This is a genomic window from Streptomyces sp. NRRL F-5122, from assembly GCF_001507435.1.
GTDB classification, from domain to species: domain Bacteria; phylum Actinomycetota; class Actinomycetes; order Streptomycetales; family Streptomycetaceae; genus Streptomyces; species Streptomyces lannensis.
Genome location: NZ_LMWH01000004.1, coordinates 197327 through 217377 on the forward strand (window position 1 = coordinate 197327; position 20051 = coordinate 217377).

Here is a 20051-nt window from a genome sequence, read left to right on the forward strand (position 1 = left end):
CCATTGTGCGCCCATCCCCGCCCATGAACCGGTCCCGAACGACCCCATGGCAGGCAAAGAGTGTCGGCGAACGGGTGCCGCACGGCAGACGGCGCCCGGAAGCCCCACCATGGACAAAGCCGTCGGCCGGCTCTCCCGGAGAGGGAGAGCCGGCCGACGGCTCGAAGACGGTCCAGGAGCGCGATTACCCGCGCTGACCTGGGGTGATATCACACGTCGAAGTAGAGCTCGAACTCGTGCGGGTGCGGACGCAGCTGCAGCGGGGCGATCTCGTTCGTGCGCTTGAAGTCGATCCACGTCTCGATCAGGTCGGTCGTGAAGACGTCGCCCTGGAGGAGGAACTCGTGGTCGGCCTCGAGGGCGTCGAGCACGGCCGGCAGCGAGGTCGGGACCTGCGGGACACCCGCGTGCTCCTCGGGAGCGAGCTCGTACAGGTCCTTGTCGATCGGCTCGGCCGGCTCGATCTTGTTCTTGATGCCGTCCAGGCCCGCGAGCAGCAGGGCGGAGAAGGCCAGGTACGGGTTGCCGGAGGAGTCCGGGGCACGGAACTCGACGCGCTTGGCCTTCGGGTTCGAGCCCGTGATCGGGATACGCATCGCCGCGGACCGGTTGCGCTGCGAGTACACCAGGTTGACCGGCGCCTCGAAGCCCGGAACCAGGCGGTGGTAGGAGTTCACCGTCGGGTTGGTGAAGGCCAGCAGCGACGGGGCGTGCCGCAGGATGCCGCCGATGTAGTAGCGGGCGGTGTCCGACAGGCCCGCGTAGCCGGCCTCGTCGTAGAACAGCGGGTCGCCGTTGGTCCACAGCGACTGGTGGACGTGCATGCCCGAGCCGTTGTCGCCGAAGATCGGCTTCGGCATGAAGGTCGCGGTCTTGCCGTTGCGCCAGGCGACGTTCTTCACGATGTACTTGAAGAGCTGGAGGTCGTCCGCGGCGGCGAGCAGCGTGTTGAACTTGTAGTTGATCTCGGCCTGACCGGCGGTGCCCACCTCGTGGTGCTGGCGCTCGACCTTGAGGCCGGCCTTCTCCAGCTCCAGGCTGATCTCGGCGCGCAGGTCGGCGAAGTGGTCGACCGGCGGGACCGGGAAGTAACCGCCCTTGTAGCGGACCTTGTAACCGCGGTTGTCCTCGAGGGCGCCGGTGTTCCAGGCGCCGGCCTCGGAGTCGATGTGGTAGAAGGCCTCGTTCGCGCTGGTGGCGAAGCGGACGCTGTCGAAGACGTAGAACTCCGCCTCGGGACCGAAGTACGCGGTGTCGGCGATGCCGGTGGAGGCCAGGTAGGCCTCGGCCTTCTTCGCCACGTTGCGCGGGTCACGGGAGTACTGCTCACCCGTGATCGGGTCGTGGATGAAGAAGTTGATGTTCAGCGTCTTGTCGCGCCGGAACGGGTCGATCCGGGCGGTCGACAGGTCGGCGCGCAGCGCCATGTCGGACTCGTGGATGGCCTGGAAACCGCGGATCGACGACCCGTCGAAGGCGAGCTCGTCGTCCGGGTCGAACGCATCGACGGGCACCGTGAAGTGCTGCATCACGCCCGGCAGGTCGCAGAAGCGGACGTCGATGAACTTGACGTCCTCGTCCGCGATGAACTTCTTGGTTTCGTCGGCGTTCTGGAACATCCAGCTCCTCCTACTCCCGACCGTCCTCGTCGGGGTGGTAGTTCGTTCGTGCGGCCAGTGCGGTGGCACACGCTGCAGCCGACCATAAGGACGGGGCATTTCTCGGGCGTGACCCGTTTGTTTCTCCCAGGTTAACCAGCCCGGGGCTCGATGGCCCCGCCTGCATGCCCGCCAAAACGGGCGCAGTACCTTGGACGGGTGGACAACAGGCAAGCAATCGGATCCTGGCTCTCCGGTCCCCGCGCGGCCATGGAGGAAGCCGGGGGGGACCTCGGATACCGGGGAGAGCAGCTCGGGCTGCCGCAGCAGGGGCCGGGCTCGATCGCCCGCCCGGGCCGGCGCCTCGGCGCCCTCGCCGTCGACTGGGGCCTGTGCCTCTTGATCGCATACGGCCTGATCACGGACAGCTACAACCGTGCGGCCCAGGTCTGGGCGCCGCTCATCCTCTTCGCGCTGATCGCCGTCACCGTGAGCACGGTCGGCTTCACCCCGGGCAAGCGGCTGTTCGGACTGCGTGTGGTGGCCCTCGGCACCGGCCGCGTCCATCCGCTGCGCGCGCTGTGGCGCACGGTTCTGCTCTTCCTCGCCCTCCCGGCGCTGGTCTGGGACCGCGACGGCCGGGGTCTGCACGACCGGCTGGCCGGAACGGTCGAGGTCAGGATCTGAGGGTCGGTTTCACTCGGCGGGGGACCGGCCCCGCCGGAGTGCGGAGCCCCCGCGTGAGCGGGAGTGCTTGCGCACTTCCGGGACAGACCATGGGCCCGGGGAACCTCGACGGTTCCCCGGGCCCGGAGACTTCGGTTCGGCGCCGCGACGGCTAGCGCATGCGGCCGCCCTTGGGCATCCGCATCCCCTTCGGCATGGGCCCCTTCGGCAGCGGCATGTTGCTCATCAGGTCGCCCAGCGCCCGCAGCCGGTCGTTCGTCGCGGTCACCTGGGGACCGGTCAGCACCCGCGGGTACTTCAGCATCGTCGTACGGAGCTTCTTCAGCTCGACCTGGCCCTCACCCGTGCCCACGATCACGTCGTGCACCGGCACATCGGCCACGATGCGTGCCATCCGCTTCTTCTCGGCGGCCAGCAGGGTCCTGACCCGGTTCGGGCTGCCCTCGGCGACCAGCACGATCCCGGCCTTGCCGACCGCGCGGTGCACGACGTCCTGGCTGCGGTTCATCGCGACCGCCGGGGTGGTGGTCCAGCCGCGGCCGATGTTGTCCAGAACCGCCGCGGCGGCGCCGGGCTGGCCCTCCATCTGACCGAAGGCGGCGCGCTCGGCCCTGCGTCCGAAGACGATCGCCGTCGCGAGGAAGGCGAGCAGGAGGCCGAGAATGCCCAAGTAGACAGGGTGACCGAGCAAGAAGCCGATCGCGAGGAAGACACCGAAGGTGACGATTCCGACAGCCGCGAGTACAAGACCGATCTTCGAGTCGGCCTTGCGGGTCATCTTGTAGGTCAGGACGATCTGCTTCAGTCGCCCCGCGTTCGCAGCGTCCGCTGCAGTTTCCTTCCTCGCCATGGCACGAAGTCTACGTGGCCCGGCGGGCGGCGACGACGGCAGTGCGGGGATGGAGCGGCGGGGTCGCTCCGGGGAGTGCGGGTGTGGCTACCGGCGCGACGCCACGGCGTCCAGGAAGCGCTGCGCCTCGACCCGGTCCTTGGCGCGGCGGCGGTCCTCAAGGACGGAGGTCCAGGCGTTGCGGCGGGCGGTCCGCTGGCCGCTGCTCATGAGCAGCGACTCGACGGCACGCAGTGCATCGGTGAACGACGGAATGGCGGTGGCGCGAACAGGCGCGGCCTGCATGGTGGAGGTCCCCCTCGGATTCGGCGGTTCGGGGCCCGGGCGGTACGTGGTGTAAGACCAGGGTCACTGACTGGTGTTACCAGGGCGTGACCGACCGGTCAAACACCTATGAAGCCTTGATACGAGGGGCGAAAAGCCTGACGCGGCCCTGACGCGCCCGCTAGCTGCGCGGACGTCCCGGACCGCGTCGATCGACCACTACCCGGCGGTAGTCGCTTGTGTGGGGATTCACACCAGGGGGCCGGCACGGAGTGCCGGCCCCCCGATTCCCGCGGCCGGGTCAGACCGCCTGCGAGGCGATGTACGATCCGCGCTTCTCGACGGCCATGCGGTACAGCCGTCCGGCGCGGTAGGAGGAGCGCACCAGGGGACCGGACATGACGCCGGAGAAGCCGATCTGCTCGGCCTCCTCCTTCAGCTCCACGAACTCGTTCGGCTTGACCCAGCGCTCCACGGGGTGGTGGCGGACGCTCGGGCGCAGATACTGGGTGATGGTGACCAGCTCGCAACCGGCGTCGTGCAGTTGGCGCAGCGCGTCGCTGACCTCCTCGCGGGTCTCGCCCATGCCGAGGATCAGGTTCGACTTCGTCACCAGGCCGTAGTCGCGGGCGGCGGTGATGACCTTCAGGGACCGCTCGTAGCGGAAGCCGGGGCGGATGCGCTTGAAGATCCGCGGGACGGTCTCGACGTTGTGGGCGAAGACCTCGGGGCGGGAGGAGAAGACCTCCTCGAGCTGCTCGGGGACGGCGTTGAAGTCGGGGGCGAGGAGCTCGACCTTGGTGTGCCCGCCCTCGCGGGCGGCGGTCTGCCGGTGGATCTGGCGCACGGTCTCGGCGTAGAGCCAGGCGCCGCCGTCCTCCAGGTCGTCCCGGGCGACACCGGTGATGGTGGCGTAGTTCAGGTCCATGGTGACCACGGACTCGCCCACGCGGCGGGGCTCGTCGCGGTCGAGCGCCTCGGGCCTGCCGGTGTCGATCTGGCAGAAGTCGCAACGCCGGGTGCACTGGTCGCCGCCGATGAGGAAGGTCGCCTCACGGTCCTCCCAGCACTCGTAGATGTTCGGGCAGCCGGCTTCCTGGCAGACCGTGTGCAGGCCTTCGCTCTTCACGAGGTTCTGCATCTTCGAGTACTCGGGACCCATTTTCGCCCGGGTCTTGATCCACTCGGGCTTGCGCTCGATGGGGGTCTGACTGTTGCGGACCTCAAGGCGCAGCATCTTGCGTCCGTCGGGTGCGACTGCGGACACGTCGGCTCCCTGTAGCTTCGATTCTTCGGCGTACACCAGAGTACGCCCGTGTTTGTGGGCCCTACCGGTCAGGCCAACCCCGCGACCGTGGGGGGCATTCCCGGGTCAGGCGGAGGCCTTCTCGACGATCCGCGGCATGAGCTCCGCGTTCTCCAGCACGTCCTTCAGATGCCGCTCGACCACGGGCAGCACCTCCGTGACCGTGACGTCCCTGCCCAGCTCGTTCGCCAGGGAGGTGACGCCCGCGTCGCGGATGCCGCAGGGGATGATCCGGTCGAACCAGACGTTGTCCGGGTTCACGTTCAGCGCGAAGCCGTGCATCGTGACGCCCTTGGCGACGCGGATGCCGATCGCCGCGATCTTGCGGTCCTCCCGGCGCTGGCCGGCGTTGGAGGGCGCGTACTCCGGGCCGTTCAGCCGGGGGTCGAACTCCTCGTCGGCGAGCCTCGGGTCGAAGTCCAGGGAGAGGCCGCCGAGGGAGGGCCGCTGCTCCACCGGGTCCCCGAGGACCCACACGCCACTGCGTCCCTCGACCCGGGTGGTCTCGAGGCCGAACTCCGCGCAGGCGCGGATCAGTGCTTCTTCGAGGCGGCGTACGTGGGCCACGACGTCGACCGGGCGCGGGAGCTTCTGGATCGGGTAGCCCACCAGCTGGCCGGGGCCGTGCCAGGTGATCTTGCCGCCGCGGTCCACGTCGATCACGGGGGTGCCGTCCAGAGGCCGCTCGTCGTCCGCGGTGCGCCGCCCCGCGGTGTAGACCGGGGGGTGCTCCAGCAGCAGGCAGGTGTCCGGGGCCTCGTCGGCGAAGCGCGCGGCGTGCACCCGGCGCTGCTCGTCCCAGGCGACCTGGTACTCGACGGCCTCGGCCCCGAACCCCATGCGGACGAACCGCAACTCACTCACGGCAAGCGCCTCCCTAGAAGCCTCGTAAGGCGCGAACGGCGCCCACGCCACTGTACGTCCAGCAGGTGCGGGCCGAATCGGGGCGGGGTGCCACCGTCTCCCGCCCGCTGCCGTCATCCGATCGGGCAATCCTCACACGATCGGATGAATGGACGCCGATGCCTGCGACCGACTGCTCACTCTCCGCTACATTCACGCCGTTCACATGGCCATCAGGGCTGCTCACAGGCGATACGGAGACCGCACCGCAGATGACGGAACGACCCGCGCAGCGCACCCCCAACCGACAGCTCGCCGCGCTCATCGCAGAAGCGGGGTTCTCCAACGCAGGTCTCGCCCGTCGCGTCGACCAGCTGGGCCTCGAACACGGGCTCGATCTCAGATACGACAAGACCTCCGTGACGCGCTGGCTGCGCGGGCAGCAGCCCCGCGGCACCACGCCCGCGCTCATCGCCGAGGTGTTCACCCGGCGGCTCGGACGCCGGCTCACGGCGCAGGACCTCGGGCTCGACGCGTGTGCCCCGGTGTACGCGGGGCTGGAGTTCGCCGCAGGCCCGGAGGAGGCCGTCGACATCGTCAGCGGCCTGTGGCGCAAGGACTCCGGCAGCCACGCGGAGCTGCGGAAGATCGCGTTCACCCCGGCCGGGCTGGTCGTGCCGAGCCGGGACTGGCTGATCGGCCGGGCCGACGACAAGGTGAGCCGCGGGGAGACGGTCCCCCGCATCCCGGCCCAGGGCCGTCCCGCGGTGCCCCGGCAGCGCGGCCAGTCGGAGCGCGGCCCCGGCCAGAAGGTCAGCGGGGGCGACATCGCAGCGCTCCGTTCGGTCGGCGAGCTGTTCCGCGCCCTCGACCACGCCTACGGCGGCGGCCACGCCCGCCAGGCGCTGGTGCGCTATCTGGAGCACGAGGCGGAACCCATGCTGCGCGGCACCTACGGCGAGCAGACGGGCCGCCGTCTGTTCGCGGCGGCCGCCGATCTGACCCGGCTCGCGGGCTGGACGTCGTACGACATCGGTGCGCACGGTCTCGCCCAGCGCTACTTCGTCCAGGCGCTGCGGCTCGCCCAGGCGGCCGGGGACCGGATGTACGGGGCGTACGTGCTGGTCACGATGAGCCGGCAGGCCGTCTACCTCGGACACGGGCGCGAGGCCGTGCAACTCGCACGCGTGGCGCAGCAGGGCGTGGGCGGCTCGGCGCCGCCCGCCATCCAGGCGCTGATGCACGCCGTCGAGGCGCGGGGTCACGGGGTGCTCGGCGAGGTGCGGGCGTGCACGGCCTCGCTCGTCCGGGCCGAGCGGGCCCTGGAGACCGCCCGCCCCGGCGACGAACTGCCGTACTGGGCACGGTTCTTCGACGAGGCGCAGCTTGCCGACGAGTTCGGGCACTGCCACCGGGACCTCCAGCAGTACCGTGCGGCCGTCCAGCACTCCGAGCGGTCGTTGCAGCTGCGGGCGGCCGGGTTCGCCCGCAGCCGGCTGTTCTGCCGGGTCGTGCTCGCCTCGGCGCGGCTCGGCCTCGGCGAGCTCGACCAGGCCTGCCAGTTGGGGGCCGAGGCCGCCGGGCAGGCGTCGGAGATGCGGTCGGTGCGGGCGGTCGAGTACGTGCGGGACTTCGAGCGCCGCCTGGAGCCGTACAAGGACGCCGCGCCCGTACGGGGGTACCGCGACAAGGTCGCCGCGCTCAGTTGAGGTTCAGGCCGCCCTGGGCATTGGTTCCGCGGCGTGCAGGGGCCCCGCACCCAGGTCCGCCAGGACCGCCTTGGCGGCCCGGGTGCCGGAGTGCAGTGCGCCCTGCACCGTGCTTGTGTCCCGGTGGTCGCCGCACACGTACAGCCCGGCCAGCAGCCGCACCGTCCGGCGCAGGTCGTGCGGCGGCCGCATCGCCGGGACGGCCCGCGCCGTGTGGTGCACGGCGAGCGTCTCCCAGCGCGTGGTCGAGGTGCCGTGGAGGCGGGCCAGATGAGCCCGTACGGCACCGTCTACGTCGTCCGGGGGCGTGCCCAGCACCGTCGAGGAGATCAGGGCACGGCCCGCGGGGGCCCGGGACGGGTCCACCAGGCTGACGACGGCCGTGTGCGACACCGGCCCGTCGCGGTCCGCGTCCAGCAGCAGCGAGGCCCCGGTCGACGGCGGCTCGTCGGTCGTGTGGTGGACGACGGTGACCGGGTGGAAGCCGGGCACGCGCAGACCGGGCAGCAACTCGGCGGCGGCATGCGCGTCGGTGGCCAGCAGGACGGAGCGGCAGCGGATTTCACCGTGGTCGGCGGTGGTCACCGAGGTCGTGGAGACGGAGGTGACGCGAACGCCGGTGTGCACCGTGCCCGGTGGCAGCGCCCGTGCCAGCAGTTCCGGCAGGACCTCCGCGCCGCCCTCCGGCAGGCACAGCCGGCCGCGCGCGAAGGCGTGCAGCGCCAGGTCGGCGCAGCGGCTCGAGGTGGTCAGCTCCGGGTCGCACAACAGGGCGGCGAGCAGAGGGCGCAGAAAGCCGTCGACCGTACGGGACGGGAGCCCGCGGTCGGTGAGCGCGTGCCGGGCCGGCGACTCGGGCCGGGCCAGCAGTCGTTCGACGGGGGTGGCGGCGATGCGTGCGAGCGCCGCTGCGAGCCGCGCCTGGTCCACGGCACTGCCCAGCGGCGCGGCGGGCCGCGGCACGGCCGTACGGGATCCCGTCGCCCTCGACAGCGCGGCGCGCGCTCCGGCCGCTCCGAGCCCGGCGCGCGGCGTGGCAGACGTGAGGGGAGCACTGGCGAGGGCGCGAACGGCATTGAGTGCGCCCCGTGCGCCCCCCGCGCCCCCTCCCGCCGGGGGAGGGCTCGCACGATGGTGGCGCCCCTCGCTGTGCACCAGGACGCCCGGTGCGAAGGGACGCAGGACCAGCGTGTCGAGCCCGGGGGTCAGGCCTAGTTCGGGATAGGACGTGGACAGAAGCTGTCCGATCCTGTCGAGCCGGAAGCCGTCGACCTTCTCGGTCGACATGCGGCCGCCGACGCAGTGAGCGGCCTCCAGGACCGCCGTCGACACTCCTGCACTGGTCAGCCGGTGGGCCGCCGCGAGGCCGGCGACCCCGGCCCCCACGACGACGACGTCCGCCTGGTACACGGGCTCTGGCACGTGCCCCTCCTCGAGGTTGTGCGGCCGGTGGAGACGTCATGCCCCCAACAGGCGTCCGGAATACCCGAGTCGGGATGAGCGTAGGTCCGTGAACGGTCGGGCGAAGTCGCGCATGGGCAGAGCACGGTCGCACGGTGGTCGCATACGGTCGAATGTGGGCTTTCCCCCAGGCCGTTCGGCCTCGCGGCTACGACCGGAGCGCTGCTCGCAACGCCTCGTCGATCTCCGGATGGGCGAACGAGAACCCGGAGTCCAGCAGCCGTCCCGGCAGCACCCGCGCACTGCCGAGCACGTCCCCTGCCATCTCGCCGAGCGCGAGGCGCAGGGCCTGGGCGGGCGCCGGGAACAGCGTCGGCCGGTGCAGCACACGCCCCATCGCCGCGGTGATCTCACGGTTCGTCAGGGGCTGGGGCGCCGTCAGATTGAAGGGGCCGGAGAGGCCTTCGCGGTCCATGAGGTGGCGGATGGCGGCCACCTCGTCGTGCAGCGAGATGAAGGACCAGTACTGGCGCCCGTCGCCCAGCCGCCCGCCGAGCCCCGCCTTGAAGAGCGGGAACAGCCTGCCCCAGGCCCCGCCCTCCCGGGCCACCACCAGGCCCGTCCGTACGAACACCGTCCGTACGCCGGCCTCCTGCGCGGCGTCCGCGGCCTCCTCCCACTCCACGCACAGCGAGGGCAGGAAGCCGTCCCCGGGCGGCGCGGTCTCGTCCACCGCCCGGTCCCCTGTCTCGCCGTAGTAGCCGATCGCGCTGCCGCTGACGAAGACGCGCGGCGGTTCGGGAAGGGCGGCGACGGCCTCCGCGAGCGCCGCCGTGCCGAGCACCCGGCTGTCGCGCAGCGTCTTCTTGTACGCGTCCGTCCAGCGGTGGTCGCCGATGCCCGCGCCGGCGAGGTTGACCACCGCGTGGCACCCGAGAAGACCGGCCGTGTCGATGTACTGCTCCTCGGGGTCCCAGCAGACCTCGCCCTCGCCACGGGCCGCACGGCGCACCAGGCGGACCACCTCGTGCCCGTCCGCGGTCAGGGACCGCACCAGGGCGCTTCCGATGAGACCGGACGCACCGGCCACGGCGATTCGGGAACGTTCCATGACCCCATCCTGCCCGGTGCATCCCGTTCGGCCCGTCCGGCGGCCCCGAGTTGCGACCGGACGGATCCTCGTACGCCCGCCGTACAGTGACCCTCATGCCCGTTCCGTACATACGCCACGCCACCGACGACGACGAGGAGGCGCTCGGCCGGCTCGACCGGGTCACCTGGTCTCCGCTGCACTCCGTCCAGCCGCGTCCACGGCCGCCGTACGAGCCCTTCTTCACCGAGCGGTTCGGGCCGCGGGACCATCTCGTCGCCGAACTCGTCGGCGTCGTCGTGGGCTATATCCGGCTCGGATTCCCGACGCCGCTCGCGTGCAACTCCCACGTCCGGCAGATCCAGGGCCTCGTCGTCGCGGACGAGGCACGCGGCAGCGGGGTCGGGCGGGCGCTGCTGCGGGCCGTGCAGGAGGAGGCACGGCGGCGGGGAGCCCGCCGCATCACCCTGCGGGTCCTCGGGCACAACACCCCGGCGAGGGCGCTCTACGAGTCCGAGGGGTTCGTGGTGGAGGGGATCCTGCCCGAGGAGTTCCTGCTCGACGGCGAGTACGTCGACGACGTGTTCATGGGGCGCTCCCTGCAAGGACCCGCGCCCGGCGCGGTCGGCTCATGAGGCGGTGAGCTCGCCCGTGTCCACCGCCGCCGTGGCGTGCGCCGCGCGCTGCGCGTCGCCCGCGACCTCGTCGGCCGTCAGCACATAGCCGGTCTCCTGGTCCGAGGTGGAGCGGGCGAAGACGACGCCGTAGACCCGGCCGTCGGTGGTGAGCAGCGGGCCGCCCGAGTTGCCGGGCAGGACGGTCGAGCGGATGGAGTAGATCTCCCGGGTGACGGTGTCGGTGCTGTAGATGTTCGGGCCGGTCGCCCGGATCCGGTTCGCCACGGTGGCCGCACGCAGCGTCAGGCCGCCGTCCTCCGGATAGCCCGCCACCACGGCGGCGTCCCCGCGCCTGGCGCCGGCGTCGAAGCGCAGGACGGGGGCGCGCAGATCGGGCACGTACAGCACGGCCACGTCGCGGTCCGGGTCGAAGAGCACCACACGCGCCGCGTACGCCGGTCCGACGCCGCCGATCCGGACGCTCGGGTGATCGATGCCCGCCACCACATGGGCGTTGGTCATCACGTGCCGGGCCGCGTACACAAAACCGCTGCCCTCCCGGCCCTGGATGCCCGAGGCGCCCTCGACCTTGACCGTGCTCAGCTTGGCGGCGTTGGTCGCGCTCGCCGTGACGCTGTCCCCGCTGGGCCTCGCCACTCCGGCCGAAGGCTCGTTCTCGAAGGGGTTGAAGACCTGCGGGAAGCCCGCCTCGGTGAGTGCCGAGGTGGCCCGCGAGAACCATGTCGGAGTGGTGGCCGGCATCGTGTTCTGCACGGCGCCGAGCAGCCTCGAGTCCCGGATCGCCTGGGTCACCAGCGGGGACGAGGAGGCGCCCAGGACGCTCGCGGCCACCCACGCCACGATCAGCACGGAGACCGCGTTCGCCGCCGCGCCGCCCACTCCGTCGGCCACCCGCAGCGGCCCGTGGTCCAGCTCGCGCCGCAGCTTGAGCGCGAGGCGGCCCGCCAGCTCGTGCCCTATCACCGCCGGGACCAGCACGGTGACCACGGCGGTCACCGTCGCCGCGGTGGTCCCCCGGGTCACCAGGTTCATGACCCAGGGCAGGATCCACACGCCCACCGCGGCACCGCCCACGAAGCCGGCCAGGGAGACACAACCGGCCACCAGCCCCCGCCGATAGCCGGAGGCCGCGTAGGCCAGGATCACGAGGATGAGCAGTATGTCGAGCAGGTCCACTGAGCCGCCTTTCTCTCGGACCCCCTAGTACGCGCGACGCGAGCCCGGTGATCAGCCACTCGCGCGTGTGCCCGGAAACCGGGCACGCACGCGTCGACCTGTAAGAACGCCGCAGACCATGACAATGGTTCCGCCAGGTGGCACACCACACATCGCGGATGTTGCAGGACGGAAGGAAAGTGGCTCCATGCGTGACTTCCGAAGAACGTGGGGGGCCTGGAGCAGCGGTGCGCCGAGGCTCAAGGGTGCCGTCCTGCTGCTGCTCGGCTGCCTGCCGGGTGTCGCCGCCGCCGGCGCACTGGTGGTGTGCGCCTCCGGCGTCGAGCGCCCGGTCCTGGTTCGTACCCCGCGTCCGGTCGTGGCCCGGTCCGCCGTTCTGCACCAGGCACCCAAGCCGCACATCGTGCTCAGGGCGGCCTGGGCGGACGCCGCCACCCGGGACCAGCCGCCACCACGCTACGACGACAAGGTCGTCGCCGTCTTCGTGCACCACACCGACTCGCCCAACGGCTACGACTGCGCCACCTCGGCGCGCATCATCCGCTATCTCTACACCGGCCAGCGAGGCGGCCGCCACTGGGACGACATCGGCTACAACTTCCTCGTCGACCGCTGCGGCACCATCTACGAGGGCCGCGCGGGCGGTATCGACCAGCCCGTCATGGGAGCCCACACCCAGGGCTTCAACCACCGCACGGTCGGCATCGCCGCCATCGGCACCTTCACCGCGGGCGTGCCCGTCCCCAAGGCCATGGTCGACTCGATCGCCGCCCTCGCCGCCTGGAAGCTCGGCATCGCCGACATCGACCCGCGCTCCAAGGTCCGGCTCGTCTCCAGCAACGGCCTGAGCCGGTACAAGTCGGGGACCCCCGTCATGATGCCCGCGCTCGCGGGTCACAACGACGGTTATTCGACGAGCTGCCCGGGTGCGGCACTCAAGGCCCTGCTCCCTTCGATCAGGGAGGAGGCGGCCCGTCTCCAGGGCCGAAGGTGAAGGGCCCGGATTCCCGGCACCCGCACGGAAGACACGACTCACAGCGGCGTCACAGGCCGCACGCAGAGACCTCCGATCCCCGCCTCCCACGGTTGCCGGCACGAGCCGACCGGAGGCGGGGATCATGAGCAGCGGCGATCGTGCACGGGCGGGGCGAGTGAGCACCTGGGCCGCGGCCGTGCGCGTCCCCTGGACGGTGGTCCGTGCGGTCACGACGGTCGTCCTCGGACCGGCGGCGTCCACGGCGTCCGCCCTCGGCCGGGCCGACGGGGCGCCGCTGCACCCGGCTGCCCGGCGGGGCCGGGCACCTCGGCGCCTCGGCGCGGGCGGCCGGTGAGACACGGGGCCACCGGTCCTCGCGGGCGGTCCGCCGGAGCGCGGCGTGAGTGACGACGCCATCCGCATCAGCCCTTGAACCGATCCCACAGCCTGGGATAGCGCTCCGCCAGCGCGGATTCGCTCTCCAGGTCGAAGGAGGTCCCCGCCGGTTCGGAGGCCGCGGGCGGGATGCCCAGGTCGGGTGCCACGGTTCCGGTTAGCTGCTCGTACGCCTCGTCCGCCGCGTAGCCGAGCTCCTCGCCGTCCCCGTCCACCTCCTCGTCGAACTCCCCCAGGAGGTCGGCGAGCGAGTCGGGGTCGTGCAGGGCGCCCTCGAAGACGTCCCGCCCCTGGCCGATCAGCCAGCACCGGAAGAAATCGAACGCATCGTCACTCGCCCCGTCGAGCAGGACCCAGGCGGCGCCCCACAGATCCCAGCGGTAGGCGCGGTTGTAGCGGGACTCGAAATGCCGGGCGAAGTCCAGGACGGAGTCGGGGTCGAGCCGGACGAGCCGTTCGACGAGCTGGTCGGCCTGCTCGTCGGCGTCGCCCTCGGCGGCTTCCCGGCTCGCATCCACCAGGTCCCAGAACTCCGTCTCGTCCATCACCCGACCAGCATCGGCCCTGCGCCGGTGGGGCGCACGTGGAGTGCGGCGGATCGTTATGAGCGGTAGAGCTCCGCCAAACGTGTGGCGTCGCCCGCGAAACGGGCCCGCAGCCCCTCGGGAGAGAGCACCTCGACCTCCGGGCCCAGACCCGTGAGTTGGGCGTGGGCGACCTCCTCGGACTCCACCGGCAGGGTCACCGTCACCCAGCCCCGCTCGTCCGGGGCGTCCGCGGCTGTGAGCGCCAGTCGGGCCGAGACGGGATCGACGGCGTACGCCAATCTCCGTACACCGTCCTCGGACAGCCGCACCACGACCTCGTCCCGCAGGATGGACCGCGCGAACTCCTCGGCCCGCTCGGCCCAGAAGGCCGGCAGATCGAACTCCTCGTCCCGCCCGAACCGGTCCTCACCGGAGATCACGGCGGTGAAGCGGTCGATGCGGTACACCCGGAAGGAGCCGTGCTCCGCCACTCGGGCGCACAGGTACCAGACCCCCGCCTTGAGGACGAGCCCGTACGGCTCGAGTTCCCGCTCCACCGCCTCCTCGCCGCGCCGGTAACGCGCGGTGATCCGCCGGTCGTCCCAGACTGCGTCCGCGACCGCGGGCAGCAGCCGCGGCGTCGCGGGTTCGGTGAACCAGGCGGGCGCGTCCAGGTGGAACCGCTGCGCCGCCGTGCGGGAGGCGTCGCGCAGGGAGGGCAGGAGGGCCGCGGACACCTTCAGCCGCGCCGCTGAGGCCGCGTCCTCCAGGCCCATCTCCCGCAGCGCGCCGGGAACCCCGCTGAGGAACAGGGCCTCGGCCTCGCCGCGCGCGAGCCCGGTCAGCCGGGTGCGGTAGCCGCCGACCAGCCGGTATCCGCCGGCCCGCCCCCGTTCGGCGTACACCGGCACACCCGCCTCCGACAGCGCCTGGGCGTCCCGGGTGACGGTGCGCTCGGACACCTCGAGCTCACGGGCCAGCTCGGCCGCGGTCATGGACGGCCGGGACTGCAGCAGCAGCACCATTTTGATGAGACGGGCGGCACGCATGCCGTCATCATGCCGTGCACGAACGGATCGACGGTCCGTTCGCCCGGGAGGAGCACTACGCCCTGCCGTCGGAGACGGTGAAGGGGTACGGCGGCCGCCGTACCCCTTCACCGGACACCGACCTCTACAGGCCGTACTTGTCCCGGGCCTCCTTCACGGCCGTGGCCTTGACCTCGCCGCGTCTGGCGAGCTGGGCCAGGGCTGCGACCACGATCGACGGGGCGTCGACGCCGAAGTGGCGGCGGGCCGCCTCACGGGTGTCCGAGAGGCCGAATCCGTCGGCGCCCAGCGAGGAGTAGTCCTGCTCCACCCACTGCGCGATCTGGTCGGGAACCTGGCGCATGTAGTCGGAGACCGCGAGGACCGGGCCCTCGGCGCCCTGCAGGGCCTGACGCACGTACGGGACGCGCTCCTCGCCCCGCAGCAGCGCGGCGTCGGCCTCCAGGGCGTCGCGGCGCAGCTCGCCCCACGACGTCGCCGACCACACGTCCGCGGCGACACCCCACTCCTCGGCGAGCAGTTTCTGCGCGTCGAGCGCCCAGTGGATCGCCGTGCCGGAGCCGAGGAGCTGGATGCGCGGGGCGTTCGCCGCCGGGGAGAGCCCCGCCGACTCCGCCGTGTTGTAGCGGTACAGGCCCTTGACGATGCCCTCGTCGATACCGGCCACCCCGGGCTTCGCGGGCTGGGGCAGCGGCTCGTTGTAGACGGTGAGGTAGTAGAAGACGTTCTGGTCCTCGCCCGGAGCCGCCTCGCCGTACATGCGGCGCAGGCCCTCCTTGACGATGACCGCGATCTCGTACGCGAACGCCGGGTCGTAGGTCAGCGCCGCGGGGTTGGTGGCGGCGATGACGGGGGAGTGGCCGTCGGCGTGCTGCAGGCCCTCACCGGTCAGCGTGGTGCGGCCGGCGGTGGCGCCGACGAGGAAGCCGCGGCCGAGCTGGTCGCCGAGCTGCCACATCTGGTCGGCCGTGCGCTGCCAGCCGAACATCGAGTAGAAGATGTAGAACGGGATCATCGCCTCGCCGTGCGTCGCGTACGCGGTGGACGCGGCGATGAAGTCGGCCATCGAACCGGCCTCGGTGATCCCCTCGTTGAGGATCTGGCCGTTCTTGGCCTCCTTGTAGTACATCAGCTGGTCGCGGTCGACCGGCTCGTACGTCTGGCCCTTGGGCGAGTAGATGCCGAGCGAGGGGAAGAGCGACTCCATACCGAAGGTGCGCGCCTCGTCGGGGACGATCGGCACCCAGCGCCTGCCGGTCTCCTTGTCGCGGACCAGGTCCTTGACCAGGCGGACGAAGGCCATGGTGGTCGCGACGTTCTGCGAGCCGGAGCCCTTGTCGAAGGAGGCGAACGCCTTCTCGGCCGGCGCAGGCAGCGGGGCCAGAGGATGGACCCGGCGGGCCGGGGCCAGGCCGCCGAGGGCGGCGCGGCGCTCCTGGAGGTAGCGCACCTCTGGGGAGTCGGCGCCCGGGTGGGCGTAGGGGACCACACCGTCGTCGAACCGGCTGTCGGGGATGGGCAGTTCGAGCAGGTCCCGCATGGTCTTGAACTCGTCCACCGTCAGCTTCTTCATCTGGTGGTTGGCGTTCTTCGACGCGAAGCCCTGGCCGAGCGTGAAGCCCTTGACGGTCTGCGCCAGGATGACCGTCGGTGCGCCCTTGTGCTCCAGGGCCGCCCTGTACGCCGCGTAGACCTTGCGGGCCTCGTGGCCACCGCGGGAGAGGTGGAAGCACTCGAGGATCTTGTCGTCGCTCAACAGCTTCGCCATCTCGACGAGCGCCGGGTCCTTGCCGAAGAAGTCCTCACGGATGTACGCGGCGTCGCGGGTCTGGTACGTCTGCACCTGCGCGTCCGGTACCTCGCGCAGCCGGCGTACCAGGGCACCGGTGGTGTCGAGCGCGAACAGCTCGTCCCAGGCCGAGCCCCACAGCGACTTGACGACGTTCCAGCCGGCACCGCGGAACTGGGCCTCCAGCTCCTGCACGATCTTGAAGTTGGCGCGGACCGGGCCGTCGAGGCGCTGGAGGTTGCAGTTGATGACGAAGGTGAGGTTGTCCAGCTCCTCGCGGGCGGCCAGCGCGAGGGCCGCCGTCGACTCGGGCTCGTCCATCTCGCCGTCGCCGAGGAACGCCCACACGTGCGAGGACGAGACGTCCTTGATGCCGCGGTTGGTGAGGTAGCGGTTGAAGCGCGCCTGGTAGATCGCGGAGAGCGGGCCGAGGCCCATGGAGACGGTCGGGAACTCCCACAGCCAGGGCAGCCGCCGCGGGTGCGGGTAGGAGGGCAGACCGTTGCCGCCGGCCTCCTGGCGGAAGTTGTCCAGGTGGGCCTCGGTGAGGCGGCCGTCGAGGAAGGCGCGGGCGTAGATGCCGGGGGAGGCGTGGCCCTGGACGTAGAGCTGGTCGCCCGAGCCGTCGCCCTCCTTGCCCTTGAAGAAGTGGTTGAAGCCGGTCTCGTAGAGCCAGGCCGCGGAGGCGAAGGTGGCGATGTGGCCGCCGACGCCGTGCTTGCTGCCCCGGGTCACCATCGCGGCCGCGTTCCAGCGGTTCCATGCGGTGATCCGGGCCTCCATCGCCTCGTCACCCGGCACGGCGGGCTCGGCGGCGGTGGGGATGGTGTTGACGTAGTCGGTCTCGAGCAGCTTGGGCAGCGCGATGCCGGCGCCCTCGGCACGCTCCAGCGTGCGGCGCATCAGATACGCGGCACGGTGCGGCCCGGCCGCCTTGGCAACGGCGTCCAGGGAGGCCTGCCATTCGGCGGTCTCCTCCGGGTCGCGGTCCGGGAGCTGGTCGAGCTCGCTCGGCTGGATGGCGTTGGGGTCGGTCATGTCGCCGCCTTCCTCAGTCGAAGGGGGTGCCCTCATCGGTAAGGGTCGGGGGTGCCCTTGGTCTTTGGCAGGACAGGGCTGGGGCTTCGGTGGAAGCCCATCGGTGACTGTAACTCCCTGATCGATGATCGATCAAAGGGGGCAGGGCCAAAAACCCCCGATCACGAGAAAGTCGGCACGGGGTGCCTCGACGGGAGACACCGGGTGCCGCATCGGCGTGGGGTTTTCGCAGGTGGAGCGGCGTTTGAGCGGCGGGCTGCTCGGGTGTTCGAGGACCTCATGCGCGCGGTGCGCAGCCGAGGACGTGGGCCTTCACTATGTCCGCGATCCGTGGATCGCGGCGGCGGAACGCGGCCACCAGCTCCTCGTGCTCCTCCGCGTACGACTGCTGCACCGTGCCCAGCCACCGGATCGACAGCGCCGTGAACACCTCGATGCCGAGCCCCTCCCAGGTGTGCAGCAGCACCGAGTTGTGCGCCGCCCGCACCAGCTCCCGGTGGAACGCCACCGTGTGCCGCACCTGCCCGGTCCCGTCCGACCTCCGGTCCGCCTCGTACAGCGCGGTGACATGCGGTTCGAGGGCCGAGCAGTCCTCCGCCAGCCGGTCCGCCGCCAGTTCGGCCGCGATGGCCTCCAGGCCGGCTCGCACGGGGTAGGACTCCTCCAGGTCCGCTGCGGTCAGATTCCGCACCCGTACGCCCTTGTTGGGTGCCGACTCGATCAGCCGCAGCGACTCCAGCTCCCGCAGCGCCTCACGGACCGGCGTCTGACTGACCTCCAGCTCCGTGGCGATCCGACGCTCCACGATCCGCTCGCCCGGCTTCCAGCGCCCGCTGACGATCCCCTCCACGATGTGCTCGCGGATCTGTTCGCGCAGCGAGTGGACGACGGGCGCGGTCATGAGGGCTCCTTATGCGGGGGCTGACGTTTAGACAATAAGGCCGTCTCCCCGTCCCGGAAGGGTGCATGGCGGCGCTTTCGCGCAGGTGAGACAAGACTTACACGCCCCGTCGGCGGTACGCCGCTCCCGGGCCGTCCAGGGCCTTCGCGACGCCGTGACCGCCCTGCCACCGGCGGAAACGGCCCCCCCCGATCTCGTCGGCGGCCGCGCACGTGCGGGCCCCGCGCCGGGCGGGACCGAGGCGGCCGCGCGGCCGGACGAGGGACGAAGCACGGCGCCCCCGCCCGGAGGGTTCCGGACGGGGGCGCCGCAGGGTTCGGTCACCTGGCGGTGGCTCAGAGGCCGAGTTCCACCTCGAACTCGCCCGCCTCCAGGATGGCCTTGACCGCGGTCAGGTAACGGGCCGCGTCGGCGCCGTCCACCAGACGGTGGTCGTAGGACAGGGTCAGGTAGGTCATGTCGCGGACGGCGATGACCGTGCCCTCCTCCGTCTCGAGCACGGCGGGGCGCTTCACGGTGGCGCCGATGCCGAGGATCGCGACCTGGCCCGGCGGCACGATGATCGTGTCGAACAGCGCACCGCGCGAACCGGTGTTGCTGATGGTGAAGGTCGCGCCGGACAGCTCGTCCGGGGTGATCTTGCTGGCCCGGACCTTGCCCGCCAGGTCGGCGGTTGCCTTGGCGATGCCGGCGATGTTGAGGTCACCGGCGTGCTTGATGACCGGGGTCATCAGGCCCTTCTCGGAGTCCACCGCGATACCGATGTTCTCGGTGTCGAAGTAGGTGATGGTCCCCTCGGCCTCGTTGATCTTGGCGTTGATGACCGGGTGGGCCTTCAGCGCCTGGGCGGCCGCCTTGACGTAGAACGGCATCGGGGAGAGCTTGACGCCCTCGCGGGCCGCGAACGCGTCCTTGCCCTGGGCGCGCAGGCGCATCAGGCGGGTCACGTCGACCTCGACGACCGAGGACAGCTGGGCCTGCTCGTGCAGGGCCTTGACCATGTTGTCGCCGATGACCTTGCGGATCCGCGGCATCTTCACGGTCTGGCCGCGCAGCGGCGAGACCTCGAGGACCGGAGCCTTCTTCGCGGCCGGAACGGCGGCGGCCGGAGCAGCGGCCGGTGCCGCGGCGGCGGCCTTCGCGGCCTCGGCGGCGGCGAGGACGTCCTGCTTGCGGATACGGCCGCCGACGCCGGTGCCCTTGACGGTGGACAGGTCGACGCCGTTCTCGGCGGCGAGCTTGCGCACCAGCGGGGTCACGTACGCACCCTCGTCGGTCGGCTGGGCGGCGGCCGGGGCCGGGGCCGGGGCGGCGGCGGGGGCGCCCGTGCCGTCGTCGATGACGGCCAGTTCGGCGCCGACCTCGACGGTCTCGTCCTCGGCCACCTTGATGGAGGTCAGGACACCGGAGGCCGGTGCGGGGATCTCGGTGTCGACCTTGTCGGTCGAGACCTCGAGCAGCGGCTCGTCGGCCTCGACCCGCTCGCCCTCGGCCTTCAGCCAGCGGGTGACGGTGCCCTCGGTGACGCTCTCACCGAGCGCCGGAAGGGTTACGGAAACCGGCATGGTTTCGGTTGCTCCTTACGAATTGCGGAAGTCTGTGTCGTCGCGCCCGAAGACTGAAGGCGTCAGTCGTGGGAGTGGAGGGGCTTGCCGGCGAGAGCGAGGTGGGCCTCGCCGAGCGCCTCGTTCTGCGTCGGGTGGGCGTGGACGAGCTGGGCCACCTCGGCCGGCAGCGCCTCCCAGTTGTAGATCAGCTGCGCCTCGCCGACCTGCTCGCCCATGCGGTCGCCGACCATGTGGACGCCGACCAC

At 71.4% G+C, this 20051-nt stretch carries 17 protein-coding genes and 2 pseudogenes; 5 read left to right on the top strand and 14 right to left on the bottom strand.

The annotated features are described in order from the left end of the window. Positions 1–209: 209 nt before the first annotated feature. Entirely contained in the window at positions 210–1619 is a 1410-nt protein-coding gene (gene glnA / locus ADL25_RS03100) for a type I glutamate--ammonia ligase (RefSeq protein WP_059126028.1), read from the bottom strand. Between the two features lie 198 nt (positions 1620–1817). On the opposite strand from glnA, the gene ADL25_RS03105 reads away from it, so the two are divergent. Then, the gene (locus tag ADL25_RS03105) at positions 1818–2285 is read left to right on the top strand and encodes an RDD family protein (protein WP_059126029.1); all 468 of its coding nucleotides are present in this window, start codon (positions 1818–1820) and stop codon (positions 2283–2285) included. Between the two features lie 151 nt (positions 2286–2436). Here the strand turns inward: ADL25_RS03105 and ADL25_RS03110 are convergent, their stop codons facing one another. From ADL25_RS03110 to lipB, 4 genes are all read right to left on the bottom strand, one after another. Further along, a complete protein-coding gene (locus ADL25_RS03110; protein WP_059126030.1) occupies positions 2437–3135 on the bottom strand; it encodes a DUF4191 domain-containing protein in 699 nt (232 codons plus the stop codon). An 87-nt stretch (positions 3136–3222) separates the two neighbouring features. Then, positions 3223–3420: a hypothetical protein gene (locus ADL25_RS03115; protein ID WP_059126031.1), complete on the bottom strand. Its 198-nt coding sequence runs from the start codon at positions 3418–3420 to the stop codon at positions 3223–3225. A gap of 280 nt (positions 3421–3700) precedes the next feature. Then, positions 3701–4666 carry a lipoyl synthase gene (gene lipA / locus ADL25_RS03120; protein WP_059126032.1) on the bottom strand — a complete coding sequence of 322 codons (966 nt, stop codon included), beginning with the start codon at positions 4664–4666 and terminating at the stop codon, positions 3701–3703. A gap of 105 nt (positions 4667–4771) precedes the next feature. Continuing rightward, a complete protein-coding gene (gene lipB / locus ADL25_RS03125) occupies positions 4772–5569 on the bottom strand; it encodes a lipoyl(octanoyl) transferase LipB (RefSeq protein WP_059126033.1) in 798 nt (265 codons plus the stop codon). A 251-nt stretch (positions 5570–5820) separates the two neighbouring features. Between lipB and ADL25_RS03130 the strand changes: the two genes are divergently transcribed. Further along, positions 5821–7257 (top strand): hypothetical protein, encoded by a 1437-nt coding sequence (locus ADL25_RS03130; protein WP_059126034.1) that lies wholly within the window; start codon positions 5821–5823, stop codon positions 7255–7257. A gap of 3 nt (positions 7258–7260) precedes the next feature. Here ADL25_RS03130 and ADL25_RS03135 read toward each other — a convergent pair whose 3' ends face one another. Further along, on the bottom strand, positions 7261–8679 hold the full coding sequence (locus ADL25_RS03135) for an NAD(P)/FAD-dependent oxidoreductase (RefSeq protein WP_059126035.1): 1419 nt from the start codon (positions 8677–8679) through the stop codon (positions 7261–7263). Positions 8680–8866: 187 nt separating this feature from the next. Beyond that, a complete protein-coding gene (locus ADL25_RS03140; protein WP_059126036.1) occupies positions 8867–9769 on the bottom strand; it encodes a TIGR01777 family oxidoreductase in 903 nt (300 codons plus the stop codon). Between the two features lie 95 nt (positions 9770–9864). Between ADL25_RS03140 and ADL25_RS03145 the strand changes: the two genes are divergently transcribed. Continuing rightward, positions 9865–10383, top strand: a complete 519-nt coding sequence (locus ADL25_RS03145; protein ID WP_181923027.1) for a GNAT family N-acetyltransferase — start codon at positions 9865–9867, stop codon at positions 10381–10383. Here the strand turns inward: ADL25_RS03145 and ADL25_RS03150 are convergent. Continuing rightward, positions 10378–11562 carry a MarP family serine protease gene (locus tag ADL25_RS03150; protein ID WP_059126038.1) on the bottom strand — a complete coding sequence of 395 codons (1185 nt, stop codon included), beginning with the start codon at positions 11560–11562 and terminating at the stop codon, positions 10378–10380. The two genes, ADL25_RS03145 and ADL25_RS03150, sit on opposite strands and share 6 nt — an antisense overlap. 187 nt (positions 11563–11749) lie before the next feature. Here ADL25_RS03150 and ADL25_RS03155 point away from each other — a divergent pair, with 187 nt between their 5' ends. Beyond that, entirely contained in the window at positions 11750–12556 is an 807-nt protein-coding gene (locus tag ADL25_RS03155) for a peptidoglycan recognition protein (protein ID WP_079050138.1), read from the top strand. 124 nt (positions 12557–12680) lie between these two features. Next, positions 12681–12893, top strand: coding sequence for a hypothetical protein (locus tag ADL25_RS03160; RefSeq protein WP_059126039.1), 213 nt, complete (start codon positions 12681–12683; stop codon positions 12891–12893). Positions 12894–12960: 67 nt separating this feature from the next. On the opposite strand, the gene ADL25_RS03165 is transcribed toward ADL25_RS03160, so the two are convergent. The 6 genes and pseudogenes from ADL25_RS03165 to ADL25_RS03190 all read right to left on the bottom strand — a co-directional run. Next, the gene (locus ADL25_RS03165) at positions 12961–13479 is read right to left on the bottom strand and encodes a DUF4240 domain-containing protein (RefSeq protein ID WP_059126040.1); all 519 of its coding nucleotides are present in this window, start codon (positions 13477–13479) and stop codon (positions 12961–12963) included. A gap of 56 nt (positions 13480–13535) precedes the next feature. After that, entirely contained in the window at positions 13536–14510 is a 975-nt protein-coding gene (locus ADL25_RS03170) for a helix-turn-helix transcriptional regulator (RefSeq protein ID WP_059126041.1), read from the bottom strand. Positions 14511–14634: 124 nt separating this feature from the next. Continuing rightward, entirely contained in the window at positions 14635–17337 is a 2703-nt protein-coding gene (gene aceE / locus ADL25_RS03175) for a pyruvate dehydrogenase (acetyl-transferring), homodimeric type (protein ID WP_059126042.1), read from the bottom strand. A 277-nt stretch (positions 17338–17614) separates the two neighbouring features. After that, on the bottom strand, positions 17615–18238 hold the full coding sequence (locus tag ADL25_RS03180) for a GntR family transcriptional regulator (RefSeq protein WP_059126043.1): 624 nt from the start codon (positions 18236–18238) through the stop codon (positions 17615–17617). Positions 18239–18573: 335 nt separating this feature from the next. Then, positions 18574–19791 (bottom strand): annotated as a pseudogene (gene sucB, locus ADL25_RS03185) (2-oxoglutarate dehydrogenase, E2 component, dihydrolipoamide succinyltransferase); the annotation flags it as partial. Positions 19792–19865: 74 nt separating this feature from the next. Then, positions 19866–20051, bottom strand: a pseudogene (locus ADL25_RS03190) (dihydrolipoyl dehydrogenase); the annotation flags it as partial.